The sequence below is a fragment of the Streptomyces sp. NPDC038200 genome, assembly GCF_055600785.1.
On record NZ_JBVJYH010000003.1, the window covers coordinates 448144 to 460728 of the forward strand.

A 12585-nucleotide genomic window follows, 5' to 3' on the forward strand; every position below is an offset into this window, starting at 1 on the left:
GGCGGGCCGAAACACTCGGTGGGCCGAGGGGCCGGTGATGCGGGGGCGGTGCGCCGGGGCACCGCGCTCTCGGCCGACCGAGTCCGGTGGCGGGTGGGCGGGGCTGGGGGCCGGGGGCGGAGCCCCCGGGGACCTCAGCCCAGGTGGTCCTCGGCGATACGGGCGGCGACACGCTCCAGGATCGGTCCGGCGTCCGCGATGCACTTGGCCACGTCGGGCTCGATCGCGGTCAGCGGGTACGCCTCGGAGATCCCGGCCCGGACGAGCGCCTCCGTCGGCAGGGCGAGCCGTCCGCACACGGCGACGACCTCCTTGCCGGCGCTCCGGGCCGCGGCGGCGACCCCCGCCGGCGCCTTGCCGTGCAGCGTCTGCTCGTCCAGGGACCCCTCGCCGGTGACGACCAGGGAGGCCCGCTCCAGGGCGGGCGCGAAGCCCAGCACGTCCAGCATGACCTCGATGCCGGGACGGAAGCGTGCGCCCAGGAGGAGGGCGCCGTAACCGATACCGCCGGCGGCACCCGCGCCCGGCGAGGCCGCGTACGCGGCGGCCCGCGGGCCGGCCTCCGCCTCCAGCACCTTCGCGAAGTGGGCCAGCGCCGCGTCCAGGGTCTCCACGTCGTCCGGCGAGGCCCCCTTCTGGGGTCCGTAGACGGCGGGAGCGCCCTTCGGGCCGGTCAGCGGGTTGTCGACGTCGCTGGCCAGCACCAGCTCGACCGAGGACAGCCGGGGGTCCAGGCCGGAGAGGTCCGCGCGGGCCAGCTCGGCCAGTCCGCCGCCGCCCGGTGCCACCGGCTCGCCCTCCTCCGTCAGGAACCGGGCGCCCAGCGCGGACAGCATGCCCGCGCCGCCGTCGGTCGTGGCGCTGCCGCCGACACCGAACACGATCGTCCGCGCGCCCGCGTCCAGCGCGGCCCGCAGCAGCTCGCCGGAGCCGTACGTCGAGGCGGTGAGCGGGGCGAAGACCCCCGCCGGCAGCCGCTGCAGGCCGCTCGCCTCGGCCATCTCCACGACCGCGGTGCCGTCGCGCAGCGCGAACGCGGCCGTCACCTCCTGGCCGAGCGGCCCGGCGACCCGGATCTCGCGCCGCTCGAAGCCGGCCGCGACCGCCGCGTCCACGGTCCCGTCGCCGCCGTCGGCCACGGGCAGCGCCTCGACCTGAAGATCCGGCACGACCCGGCGCAGCCCGGCCGTCACCCGCTCGGCGACCTGCACGGCCGTCAGCGAGCCCTTGAACTTGTCCGCGGCGATGAGCACCCGACGGGTCTCGTTCACTGCAGCGTCCGCCACCTTGTCTTCCCCTTGCTCTCCGGGCCCCGCGCACGTCGGGGCCAGTCGCGCCGCTGTGACCATAACCGCAGGACACCCCCGCCGTCATGCCCCGCCCGAACCCTGGGAAGCCGTTGAGAGCCGGCCGGGCAAAGTGGGTACACCCCTGCCATGAGCACCCAGCGCACCGAGCCCGGCCTCGCCGACCGCGTCCACGGCGGCTGGCTCGGCCGGATCGCGGGCAACATGCTCGGCAAGCCGGTCGAACAGGGCGAGGTGTGGACCCGCGACCGCATCGACCGCTATCTGCGCCGGGCCGCGGCCCTGCCGCTGACCGACTACCTCCCCGAGCCGGCCGACGCGGACGAGGCCGCCGTACTGCGTCCGGAGTGGCGCCAGTGCGTGCGCGGCCGGATCCACGGCAGCTGCCGGGACGACGACGTCGACTACGCGATCCTCGGCCTGCATCTGCTGGAGACCCACGGCTTCGGGTTCAGCACCGAGCAGGTCGGCGACCTGTGGCTGCTCAGACTGCCGTACCTGCAGACGTTCACGGCGGAACGGGCGGCGTACCGGAACCTCGCGAACGGGATGAAACCCCCGCTGACGGCGACGTACGACAATCCGTACCAGGAGTGGATCGGTGCGCTGATCCGGGCCGACGTCTACGGCTGGACCTGCCCCGGCGATCCGGTCCGGGCCGCGGGTCTGGCGCGCAGGGACGCGGTGCTCTCGCACACCGGCAACGGCGTCTACGGCGCGATGTGGGCCGCCGCGCTGATCTCGGCGGCCTTCACCGCCCCGAGCGTCCGAGCGGCCGTGGACACCGCGCTGACGGTGGTCCCGGCGAGCAGCCGCCTGGCCCGTACGGTACGGCGGGTCACGAGCCTGCACGAGACCCGGCTGCCCTGGGAGGAGACCCTGGCCACGGTGTCCGCGGAGACCGCCGGGCTCGGCTGGATCCACACCGTCCCGAACGCGGCCGTCCTCACCGCCGGACTGCTCTACGGCGACGGCGACTTCACCCGGACCATCGCCCTGACCGTGCGCGGCGGGCTGGACACCGACTCCAACGGGGCGACGGCCGGTTCGGTGGCCGGGGTCCTCACCGGGGCGGAGTCCATCCCGGCCCGGTGGCGGGACCCGCTCCAGGACACCGTCCGCAGCGCGGTGTTCGGGTTCGACGGCGTACGGATCAGTGCGCTGGCCGAACGCACCCTGCGCCTGGCGACGAGCGGCACGTAACGGTGGGGTGGCTGGTCGCCCCGGCTGGTTACCCTTCCCCCATGACCACCACTGACGACTTCGCCGCGTACATCGCGAGTCTGCCCCGGGTCCTCGCCGGTGCCGCCGTGCTCTTCCGGGACGCCGAGGGCCGGGTGCTGCTCGTCGAGCCCAACTACCGCGAGGGCTGGGCGCTGCCGGGCGGCACGATCGAGTCCGACACCGGGGAGACGCCGCGGCAGGGCGCCCGCCGGGAGACGCTGGAGGAGATCGGGCTCGACCGCGAACTCGGCCGGCTGCTGGCCGTGGACTGGGCGCACGGCACGGGCCGGCCGCCGCTGGTGGCGTACCTGTACGACGGCGGGGTCCTCGACGAGACCGAGCTGACGTCCATCCGCCTCCAGGAGGAGGAACTGCTCTCCTGGCGTCTGGTGGCGCGCGAGGAGATCACCGCCCATCTGCCCGGCCCGCTCGGCCGCCGTGTGCTGGCCGCGCTGGACGTCCTGGCGGACGGCTCGGCCACGGCGGAGCTGGAGAACGGCCACCGCGCGGTCTGACCGTTCGGCCCCCGCGACGATCACGACCCCCACGACGAGCCGGGCGAGCGCGACCGTCACCTCGGCCGTGCCCGGAAGCCGGCGCCGGGGGCCTCCGCCGGAACCGGTCGAACCGGTCCCGTGTGCGGGGCGGTGGCCGGCTGAGCGATATCCGCTCGCGACAGGCCGCGGACCCGCCCTACCCTCGGTGTCATGGCCAAGCCCCTCGTCGCCCTGCTCAGCGGGGCCGGTATCTCCACCGACTCCGGGATCCCCGACTACCGCGGTCCGAACGGGCTGTGGAAGCGGGATCCCGAGGCCGAGAAGCTCGTGACGTACGAGTACTACATGAGCGATCCGGAGATCCGGCGGCGGTCCTGGCAGATGCGGCGCAGGAACCGCACGCTGGGGGCCGAGCCGAACGCCGCACACCGGGCCGTCGCCGAGCTGGAGCAGTCCGGCATCCCGGTCCGGGTGATCACGCAGAACGTGGACGGGCTGCACCAGCTCGCCGGGATGCCCTCCCGCAAGGTGCTCGAACTGCACGGCAGCGCGCGCAGCGTGGTGTGCACCGGGTGCGGGGCACGGGGACCGATGGAGGACGCGCTCGCCCGGGTGGAGGCCGGTGAGGAGGACCCCGCGTGCCTGGTGTGCGGGGGCATCCTGAAGTCGGCGACCGTGATGTTCGGCCAGCGGCTGGATCCGGTGGTCCTCGGCGAGGCGCTGGCGATCAGCAAGGCGTGCACGGTGTTCCTCGCCGTCGGCAGCAGTCTTCAGGTGCAGCCGGCCGCCGGTCTCGTCGGAGTCGCCGCCGACAACGGTGCCCACCTGATCATCGTCAACGCCGATCCGACGCCGTACGACGAACTCGCCCACGAGGTCGTACGGGAGCCGATCGGCACCGCGCTCCCCGCGCTGCTGGGCCGGCTGGCCGCGGAGTACGACCGGTAGCGGGCGGGGAGGGTCAGAACAGGGCCGCTCCCCGCTCGAAGTCCAGCAGGCGGCGCTTGCGGTCCAGTCCGCCGCCGTAGCCGGTGAGATCGCCGCCCGCGCCGATCACCCGGTGGCAGGGCACGATGATGCCGATCGGGTTCCTGCCGTTGGCGAGGCCGACCGCGCGGGACGCCTTGGGGTTGCCGAGCGCGTCGGCGAGTTGGCCGTAGGAACGGGTCTCGCCGTACGGGATGCGGGTCAGCTGGTCCCAGACAGCGCGCTGGAACGGGGAGCCGTGCAACCGGAATTCCAGCGTGAACTCCGTCAACTCGCCCGTGAAGTAGGCCGCCAGCTGTTCCTCCGCCGCCGCGAAGGGGGCGTCGTCCGGTGCGCCGAACGCCTCCTCCGACGGGCGGTGGCGCTGGTCGGTCATGTAGAGACCGCACAGTACGCCGTCGTCGGCGACGAGGGTGAGCGGGCCGTAGGGGCTGTCGATGACGGTGTGCTGCTTCATGTCGTACGTCCTTACGCGGGCAGGAAGTTGATCGGGTGGCTGTCGGTCGCCCACAGGTACTGCACCGCGTACGCCCGCCAGGGCCGCCAGCTCTCCGCGCGGGCCGTGAGCGCGGCCGGGGTGGACGGCAGGCCCAGCTCCCGGGCGGCCCGCCGGATGCCGAGGTCGGTGGGGAGGAACGCGTCGGGGTCGCCCAGGGCGCGCATGGCGATGACGTCCACGGTCCAGGGCCCGAAGCCGGGCAGGGCGAGGAGCCGGGCGCGGGTCTGCGCCCAGTCGGCGTCCGCTCCCAGGCGCAGTTCCCCCTCGGCCAGTCGGCTCACGAGGGTGGTGAAGGTGGTGCGCCGGGTACGGGGCATGGCCAGGGTCTCGGGGTCGACGGCGGCCAGTGCCTCGGCGGACGGGAAGAGGTGGGTGAGGCCACCCTCGGGGTCGTCCAGGGGCTTGCCGTGCGCGGTGACCAGGCGGGCCGCGTGGGTGCGGGCGGCGGCCGTCGACACCTGCTGGCCGAGCACGGCGCGGACGGCGAACTCGGCCTCGTCGACCGTGCGCGGCACCCGGCGGCCCGGGGCCCGGTCCACCAGGGGCGCGAGCAGTGGATCGGTGCGCAGCCGCTCGTCGACGGCGACCGGGTCGGCGTCCAGGTCGAGCAGGCGGCGGCAGCGGCTGATGGCCACGGTGAGGTCGCGCAGGTCGCTCAGGGTGAGGCGGCAGGCGATGTGGTCGGGGCGGGGGGCGAGGGCGGCGATGCCGTGGCCGTACGGCAGCCGCAGGGTGCGCCGGTAGGCGCCGTCCCGCCATTCCTCCACGCCGGGTACGGCGGTGGCGGCGAGATGACCGAAGAGGTTGGACGGGTTCAGCGGGGCGCGGAACGGCAGCCGCAGGGTGAGCACGCCCGGGGTGCCCGCGCCGCTCCTGGGGGCCCGGGCGCGCAGCTCGCTCGGGGAGAGCGCGAAGACTTCGCGGACGGTGTCGTTGAAGGCGCGCACGGAGGAGAAGCCGGCCGCGAACGCGATCTCCGTCATGGGCAGCGAGGTCGTCTCGACGAGCAGCCGCGCGGTCTGGGCGCGCTGGGCGCGGGCGAGCGCGAGCGGGCCGGCACCCAGCTCGGCGAGGAGCTGCCGCTCCACCTGCCGGGTGCTGTAGCCGAGCCGGGCGGCGAGTCCGGGCACGCCCTCGCGGTCGACGACGCCGTCGGCGATCAGCCGCATGGCCCGGGCCACCAGGTCGGCGCGCTGGTTCCACTCCGGGGAGCCGGGGCTGGTGTCGGGACGGCAGCGCTTGCAGGCCCGGAACCCGGCCTGCTGGCAGGCGGCGGCGCTCGGGTGGAACGTCATGTTCTCCGGCTTGGGCGGCACGGCCGGGCAGCTCGGCCGGCAGTAGATCCGGGTGGTCAGGACGGCCGTGAAGAACCATCCGTCGAACCGCGCGTCCTTGGACCGCACGGCGCTCACGCAGCGCTCCCGGTCGAGGTGCATCCCTGTCTGCATGCCTCCAGCATCGGCCACCGGGCAGCCCGGTCGCTGGCGGAAATCCGACACCTACGTGGACCTGGCCAGGGGTCCCGCCGGATCAGGCCGGGTGCGTCGCGGGGGTGCTCGGCTGCCGGAAGCGGGTGATCCACTCGGCGGTGGTCCGCAGGCCGCCGAACGTGTAGAAGTGCACCTTGACCGTGCCGTGCCGGGCGGGGTCGTAGCGGTCGGCCAGGGTGTGCAGAAAGCGGTCCGGGCCGGTGGTACCCATGAGGTTGGTCAGCGAGAACCCGTACTTGCGGGCGACGGAGGCGCTGGTGCCGACGCCGAACCGGGTGGCGTAGCCCAGCAGCCGGCGCACCCCGGCCGGTCCGGGGACGCCGATGCGGACGGGCAGGTGCACACCCCGGGCGCGGAGGGCCTCCAGCCAGGTCAGGACCGGGTCGGTGTCGAAGCCGAACTGGGTGATCACGTCGCCGGTGAACCGGTCGGCCCCGATGGCCGCCGCCTTGTCGGTGAGCGCCGACCACAGGGCATGGTCAGTGATGCCGGGGTGGCCCTCGGGGTAGCCGGTGATCCCGACGTGCCGGACGCCGTGGTGGCGCAGCAGTCCCGTGCGCAGGACGGCGAGGGCGTCCTCGTAGGGGCCCTCGGGCCGGGCGGGGTCGCCGCCGACGACGAACACGTTCTCGGCGGTGCCGTCGGCGGCCAGCCCGGCGAGGAACTCCTCCAGGGCGGGCCGGGAGGGCAGGCGGCGGGCGGATATGTGGGGTACGGGGACGAAGCCGAGGCGTTTGACCGCGCGGGCGGCCGTCAGCCGGGTACCGGTGTCCTCACCGGCCAGGAACGTGATGTTGATCCGGGTGCCGGGCGGGATGCCGTCGCGCGCCTCCTCCAGCCTGGCCACGTCCTTGCCGGTCATCTCCAGGGAGAAGTCGTCCAGCAGCGAGGCGCCGCCCCGCCCCGCGCTCCGGGCGCCGTGCGGGGAGCCGGTACCGCCCTCGGGCGCCCGGGTGAGAGCGGGGTTCATGGTGCTCCTCGTACTCGGTACTCGTCGTGCCGCCTGTGCCGCCTGTGTGTCCGGGCGGCCCGTGCTGCCTGGGCGCCCCTGCTGCATGGGGCGGCCTGTGCCGCTCGTGCCGCGCGGGGGTCCGGCTGCCTCGCCTGCCCGGCGGCCGGCCCGGCCGATGATGCCACGCGGGCCGCCGCGGACTCCGGCCAGGGGCGCCGGGGCCGGTTTATGGACCGGTGAGCCGCACCTTGTTTGGCCCTGGCCGCCGGTCCAAGCGCTGGGCAAGGTGGTGGTGTTCCCGATCACCGAGGAGATCCCGTTGAGCGTTTCGTCGAACCCCGGCGCCCGAGCGGTGGTGGCCTGACCGTGCGATTCCGGCATGCCGACGCGGTCCGGGCCGCGTACCCCGAACTCTCCGCCGGCGCGCTGTACGCCGCCGGCGTCGGTGCTCCCGCGGACACCCGCGGGCGTGCCGCCGCGTACACCGACCGGGCCGTGGCCCGGCTGGAGCGGGCCACCGAGGGCGAGTTCCCCGAGGTGCTGGCCTGGCGGCGGACCTTCACCCGGATGGGAGTGAAGCCGACGCAGTACCGGTCCGCCGCGGAGTCGCTGCTGCGCCGGCTGCGGAAGGAGGGCGCGCTGCCGCGCATCCATCCGCTGGTGGACCTGTGCAACGCGATCTCGGTGGCGTACGCGGTGCCGGTCGCGGTCCTCGACGTCGAGCGGGTCACCGGGCCGCTGCTGGAGGTCCGGCCGGCCCGCGGGGACGAGACGTACACGCCGTTCGGCGGCGGCGTCGAGCAGCCCGCGCCCGGTGAGGTCACCTACGTGGACTCCGCGGGCCGGGCGCACGCCCGCCGCTGGACCCACCGGCAGAGCGGGCACTCGGCGGTCGGCGCGCACACCGGCCGGGTGCTGGTGGTGGCGGAGGCGATGCACGAGGGCGGCGCGGACGCCGTGGCCGAGGTGCTGAAGACGGTCGAGGAGGAGGTGGCCGCGCACTGGGGGGCCACCACCCGGGCGGCCCTCCTCGCTCCGGGCACGCCCGAGTTCGTCTTCGGGCCCTGACCGGCATCCGACCGGGACCTCACCGGGCTGCGGTGCTGCCGGGCCCGCCGGGCCCTGTGGGGCCTGCCGGGCCCGCCGGGCGCTGTTGTGCCTGCCGGGCCCCCCGGGCGCTGCCGGGACTGCCGGGCCTCCTGGAGCTGCCGGGGCTGCCGGGCCCGGCGGACGCGGGCGCGGCGCGTGACAGCATGAGCGGGGTGGACGAGGGGCGGGACACAGTGGGGGCGGCGGGGGACGTGCCGGCGCGTGGCTCCGACTTCCTCCAGCTGGCCGTCGGTGACGTGCCCGCCGGTGGGAAGGCGGAGTGGTTGGCCGGACGGCTGCGGCGGGCGATAGCGGACGGCCGGCTGGCGGTGGGCAGCAGGCTGCCGCCGACCCGGGTGCTCGCCGCGGAGCTGCGGGTCTCCCGGGGCGTGGTGACCGAGGCGTACCGGCGGCTCGCCGAGGACGGCCAGGTGGCGGGCCGTCGGCGCGGGGGCACGGTGGTGGTCGCGGCGCCCTTCGCCGGCGCGGTTCCCGGCGCCGGCCTGCCGGATCGGTCCGCGGGCGGCGACGGACCACCGCCGGGCGGACCACTGGCGCACGAAGCACGGCCGGACGAAGCACTGTCGGACGAAGCGCTGCCGGACGAAGCGCTGCCGGACGGCGGCACCGGCGCCGGCCGTCCCGCCCGGCTGTCGGCCGGTGAGCAGGGCGGTGGGCACGCCGGACCGTACGCCGCCGGACCGTACGCCGCCGGCCCTGGCCGGTTCCTCGCCGGCGGCCCGGGTGCCGCGACGCGGTTGTTCGCCGGCGAACCCGGTGCCGAGGTCTTCGACGCGCTGCGGGCCGCCCCGGCCGCCGTCGACTTCACCCCGGGCCGGCCCGACCTGACCACCTTCCCGCGGGCGGCCTGGCTGCGTGCCGAGCGGGCCGTGCTCACCGAGCTGTCCGCCGACCATCTCGGTTACGGCGACCCCCGCGGCGCGCCCCGGCTGCGGCGGGCGGTCGCCGACTGGCTCGCGAGAGTGCGGGGCGTACAGGTGGAACCGGACGCGGTGCTGATCGTCGCGGGCACCGCTCAGGCGCTCACACTGCTGCACCCGGTGCTGCGGGCCGACGGCGTCGACGCGGTCGCGGTGGAGGATCCCGGTTCACTGGGGGCCCGCCAGCATCTGCGGAACGGGGGCCTGGCCACCCCGCCGGTGCCGGTCGACGAGGAGGGCGTACGGGTCGACGCGCTGCGGGCGACCGGCGCCCGGGCCGTCCTGCTCACGCCCGCCCATCAGTTCCCCACCGGCGTGGTGACGAGCGGCGAACGCCGGCGTGAGCTGCTGGAGTGGGCGCGGGAGGGCGGTCTGATCCTGGAGGACGACTACGACGCCGAGCACCGCTACGACCGGCCCCCGGTCCCCGCGCTGCGCGCGCTGCTGGCCGACCGGGTCTGCTATCTGGGCAGCGTGTCGAAGCTGCTCGCGCCGGCGCTGCGCATCGGCTGGCTGGTGGCACCGGCCCGGTACCGTACGGCGCTGGTCGACGCCAAGCGCTTCAACGACCTGGGCAACGCGGTGCTGCCGCAGCTGGTGCTCGCCCGGCTGATGGAGTCGGGTGAACTGGAGCGGCACCTGCGGCTGTTGCGGGGGCGGCACCGCAGGCGCCGGGACGCGATGATCACGGCCCTCGCCGAGCACCTCCCGGGTGCCCGGGTGCACGGCGCCGCCGCGGGCCTGCATCTGACGGTGACGTACGCCTCGGACGTGCCCGACACCGAGTTCGCCGCGGCGGCGCTCGCCCATGGCGTGAAGTGCCAGCCGCTGTCCTGGCACCGGCAGTTGCCGGGCCCGCCCGGACTGGTCCTCGGCTACGCGGCCACCGCGCCGGGGCTCGTCGCCGAGGGCGTGGCGCGGCTCGGCGGGGTCCTGCGCGCCCTGGGCTGACGCCCCTGTCCGAGTCTCAGCTGAGCGCTTCCTGACGGGACGCCAGGGCCCAGATCACGAAGATGTCGATCCCCATCATGATCAGCGACCAGACCGGCGCGTACGGCAGGAACAGGAACTGCGCGATGAGGCTGAGCGAGACGAGGAAGAGACCGGCGAAGCGGGCCCAGGTCATGTCCTTCAGCAGGCCGATGCCGGTCACCAGGACCAGGGCGCCGATGACGATGTGGATGACGCCCCAGCCGGTGAGGTTGATCCGGTAGATGTAGTGGCCGACGAGGGCGTAGACCTCGTCCTTGGCGACGGCGGCGATCCCCTGGAGGATGGCGAGGACGCCGCTGCACAGCATCAGGACCCCCGCGAACGTGACGCCGCCGGTCACCCAGCCGTCGCCCCGGGCCGCCGGCTGCCGCGGCGGCCAGGTGCCGCCCGAGGCGTCCGGTCCGGTGGGTTGCGCTGCCTGGCTCATGAGCGTTCCTTTCTGCCTCCCCGCGCATGCGGTACGCGCGTCCCTCGCGGGGCGCGCAGGGGCACTCCGAGCGTCGGCCAGGCAGCCGCCGGACGCATCGGGGACTACGCCGTTCAGGTGAAGCGCAACCGGGCTTCGAGGCGGGTTCGGGCGCGGGCCGGACCGGGCGAGGGTGTCTCTCGTCCGTCAGCGGGTCTGCCGGGCGAACGCCTCGTACGCCCGTTCGTCGAAGAGCACGAACCGCACCTCCTCCACCGCCGTCGGTGTGCTCAGGACCGCCTCCACGGCGATGCGGGCCGCGTCGTCCATCGGCCAGCGGTAGACACCGGTGGAGACGGCGGGAAACGCGACGGTGCGGGCACCGAGTTCGTCCGCGACGCGCAGCGACTCCCGGTAGCAGGAGGCGAGCAGGTCGGAGCGGTCCTCGCTGCGGCTGTACACCGGGCCCACGGTGTGGATCACCCAGCGGGCGTCCAGTGCGCCCGCCGTGGTGGCGACGGCCTGCCCGGTGGGCAGACCCCTGCCGTACCGGGAGGCGCGCAGCGCGCGGCACTCCTCCAGGACGGCGGGGCCGCCGCGGCGGTGGATCGCGCCGTCCACGCCTCCGCCGCCGAGGAGGGAGGAGTTGGCGGCGTTGACGATCGCGTCGGCGCTCTGCCGCGTGATGTCGCCCTGGACGAGGGTGATGGTGGTCATGTCTGCCTCAGTCTCCGCCAGACGGCCTTGGCCGCGTTGTGCCCCGACATGCCGTGCACGCCGGGCCCGGGCGGAGTGGCCGAGGAGCAGATGAAGACGGCCGGGTGGGGCGTGTGGTAGGGGAACAGGGACAGTCTGGGGCGCAGCAGCAGCTGGAGTCCGGAGGCCGCGCCGCAGGCGATGTCGCCGCCGACGTAGTTGGCGTTGCGGGCGGCCATCTCGGCGGGGCCGGCGGTGGCACGGGCGAGCACGCGGTCGCGGAAGCCGGGGGCGAAGCGCTCCAGTTGGCGTTCTATGGCGTCGGTGAGGTCTCCGGACCAGTTGTTCGGCACGTGGCCGTAGGCCCAGAAGACGTGCTTGCCCTCGGGGGCACGCGTGGGGTCGGCCACACTGGGCTGCACGGTGATCATGAAGGGCTTGTCGGGGGCGCGGCCCTCGCGGGAGGCGGCGCGCAGGGCGGCGCCGATCTCGGCCCGGTCGGCGCCGATCTGCACGGTTCCGGCGGCGCGGGCCTCGGGCGCGGTCCAGGGCACCGGGCCGTCCAGCGCGTAGTCGATCTTGAAGACGCTGGGGCCGTAGCGGTAGTTCGCGTAGTAGTCGCCGAAGCCGGCGATGCGGGCGAGCGCGGCGGGCGAGGTGTCGAAGACGTAGGCGCGGGCGGGCGGCAGGTCGTCCAGGCGCTTGACCTCGTAGTCGGTGTGCACCTGGCCGCCGAGGTCGGTCAGGTAGGCGGCGAGGGCGTCGGAGATGGCCTGGGAGCCGCCGCGGGGCACCGGCCAGCCGCGGGCGTGGGCGGACAGGGCGAAGACCAGTCCGACGGCGCCGGTCGCCAGGCCGTCGAGCGGTGCCATCACATGGGCGACCAGGCCGGCGAAGAGGGTCTTGACCCGCTCGTCCTTGAAGCGGCGCATCAGCCAGGTGGACGGCGGGAGCCCGGCCAGGCCGAAGCGGGCCAGGGTGACGGGGTCGCGCGGGAGCGCGGTCAGCGGCAGGGACATGAAGTCCCGGACGAGGGTGTCCCAGTGGGCGAGGAAGGGCTCCACCAGTCTGCGGTACGGGCCGGCGTCGCGTGGTCCGAAGGAGGCGGCGGTCCGGGCCACCGAGCGGGCCAGCACGGCCGCGGTGCCGTCCGGGAACGGGTGCGCCATGGGCAGCGGGGCGTGCAGCCACTCCAGGCCGTACCGGTCGAGCGGCAGCGCGCGGAAGGCCGGGGAGTTGATGCCCAGGGGGTGCGCGGCCGAGCACGGGTCGTGCCGGAAGCCGGGGAGGGTCAGCTCCTCGGTGCGGGCGCCGCCGCCCACGGTGGACTTCGCCTCGAACAGGGCCACGGAGAAGCCGCGCCGGGCCAGCTCCACGGCAGCGGTCAGTCCGTTCGGTCCCGCACCCACCACGACCACATCGAGCATCGACGGCACCTTCGGACCCCATTCGTCAGCCGACGGCCATTCGGGATCAGGATATGCCGGGGGACCGGCACTCCCCC

The 12585-nt window shown here is 75.0% G+C and carries 12 protein-coding genes; 5 read left to right on the forward strand and 7 right to left on the reverse strand.

Features of this window, described 5'->3' with window-relative positions:
- Nucleotides 1-134 precede the first annotated feature (134 nt).
- A complete protein-coding gene (locus tag ACZ7KF_RS09405) occupies nt 135-1271 on the reverse strand; it encodes a glycerate kinase (protein WP_471070687.1) in 1137 nt (378 codons plus the stop codon).
- 165 nt (nt 1272-1436) lie between these two features.
- Between ACZ7KF_RS09405 and ACZ7KF_RS09410 the strand changes: the two genes are divergently transcribed.
- The 3 genes from ACZ7KF_RS09410 to ACZ7KF_RS09420 all read left to right on the forward strand — a co-directional run bounded on the left by ACZ7KF_RS09410 (nt 1437) and on the right by ACZ7KF_RS09420 (nt 3976).
- Complete coding sequence (locus ACZ7KF_RS09410) at nt 1437-2510, forward strand: ADP-ribosylglycohydrolase family protein (RefSeq protein WP_471070689.1); 1074 nt, start codon at nt 1437-1439, stop codon at nt 2508-2510.
- Between the two features lie 41 nt (nt 2511-2551).
- On the forward strand, nt 2552-3046 hold the full coding sequence (locus ACZ7KF_RS09415; RefSeq protein ID WP_471070691.1) for an NUDIX domain-containing protein: 495 nt from the start codon (nt 2552-2554) through the stop codon (nt 3044-3046).
- Between the two features lie 192 nt (nt 3047-3238).
- The gene (locus ACZ7KF_RS09420; protein WP_471070693.1) at nt 3239-3976 is read left to right on the forward strand and encodes an SIR2 family NAD-dependent protein deacylase; all 738 of its coding nucleotides are present in this window, start codon (nt 3239-3241) and stop codon (nt 3974-3976) included.
- 13 nt (nt 3977-3989) lie between these two features.
- Here ACZ7KF_RS09420 and ACZ7KF_RS09425 read toward each other — a convergent pair whose 3' ends face one another.
- The 3 genes from ACZ7KF_RS09425 to ACZ7KF_RS09435 all read right to left on the reverse strand — a co-directional run bounded on the left by ACZ7KF_RS09425 (nt 3990) and on the right by ACZ7KF_RS09435 (nt 6866).
- Complete coding sequence (locus ACZ7KF_RS09425; protein WP_471070696.1) at nt 3990-4472, reverse strand: methylated-DNA--[protein]-cysteine S-methyltransferase; 483 nt, start codon at nt 4470-4472, stop codon at nt 3990-3992.
- 11 nt (nt 4473-4483) lie between these two features.
- Nucleotides 4484-5962, reverse strand: a complete 1479-nt coding sequence (locus ACZ7KF_RS09430) for an AlkA N-terminal domain-containing protein (RefSeq protein ID WP_471070698.1) — start codon at nt 5960-5962, stop codon at nt 4484-4486.
- An 82-nt stretch (nt 5963-6044) separates the two neighbouring features.
- A complete protein-coding gene (locus ACZ7KF_RS09435) occupies nt 6045-6866 on the reverse strand; it encodes a methylenetetrahydrofolate reductase (RefSeq protein WP_471070976.1) in 822 nt (273 codons plus the stop codon).
- A gap of 456 nt (nt 6867-7322) precedes the next feature.
- On the opposite strand from ACZ7KF_RS09435, the gene ACZ7KF_RS09440 reads away from it, so the two are divergent.
- Together ACZ7KF_RS09440 and ACZ7KF_RS09445 are read left to right on the forward strand one after the other, a co-directional pair.
- Nucleotides 7323-8024 carry a B3/B4 domain-containing protein gene (locus ACZ7KF_RS09440; RefSeq protein WP_471070700.1) on the forward strand — a complete coding sequence of 234 codons (702 nt, stop codon included), beginning with the start codon at nt 7323-7325 and terminating at the stop codon, nt 8022-8024.
- A gap of 185 nt (nt 8025-8209) precedes the next feature.
- A complete protein-coding gene (locus ACZ7KF_RS09445; RefSeq protein WP_471070702.1) occupies nt 8210-9937 on the forward strand; it encodes an aminotransferase-like domain-containing protein in 1728 nt (575 codons plus the stop codon).
- Nucleotides 9938-9953: 16 nt separating this feature from the next.
- On the opposite strand, the gene ACZ7KF_RS09450 is transcribed toward ACZ7KF_RS09445, so the two are convergent.
- The 3 genes from ACZ7KF_RS09450 to ACZ7KF_RS09460 all read right to left on the reverse strand — a co-directional run bounded on the left by ACZ7KF_RS09450 (nt 9954) and on the right by ACZ7KF_RS09460 (nt 12517).
- Nucleotides 9954-10406, reverse strand: a complete 453-nt coding sequence (locus ACZ7KF_RS09450) for a DUF7144 family membrane protein (protein WP_471070705.1) — start codon at nt 10404-10406, stop codon at nt 9954-9956.
- A gap of 186 nt (nt 10407-10592) precedes the next feature.
- Complete coding sequence (locus tag ACZ7KF_RS09455; RefSeq protein WP_471070708.1) at nt 10593-11102, reverse strand: O-acetyl-ADP-ribose deacetylase; 510 nt, start codon at nt 11100-11102, stop codon at nt 10593-10595.
- Nucleotides 11099-12517 (reverse strand): phytoene desaturase family protein, encoded by a 1419-nt coding sequence (locus ACZ7KF_RS09460; protein WP_471070711.1) that lies wholly within the window; start codon nt 12515-12517, stop codon nt 11099-11101. The genes ACZ7KF_RS09455 and ACZ7KF_RS09460 overlap by 4 nt, the downstream gene beginning before the upstream one ends.
- Nucleotides 12518-12585 lie beyond the last annotated feature (68 nt).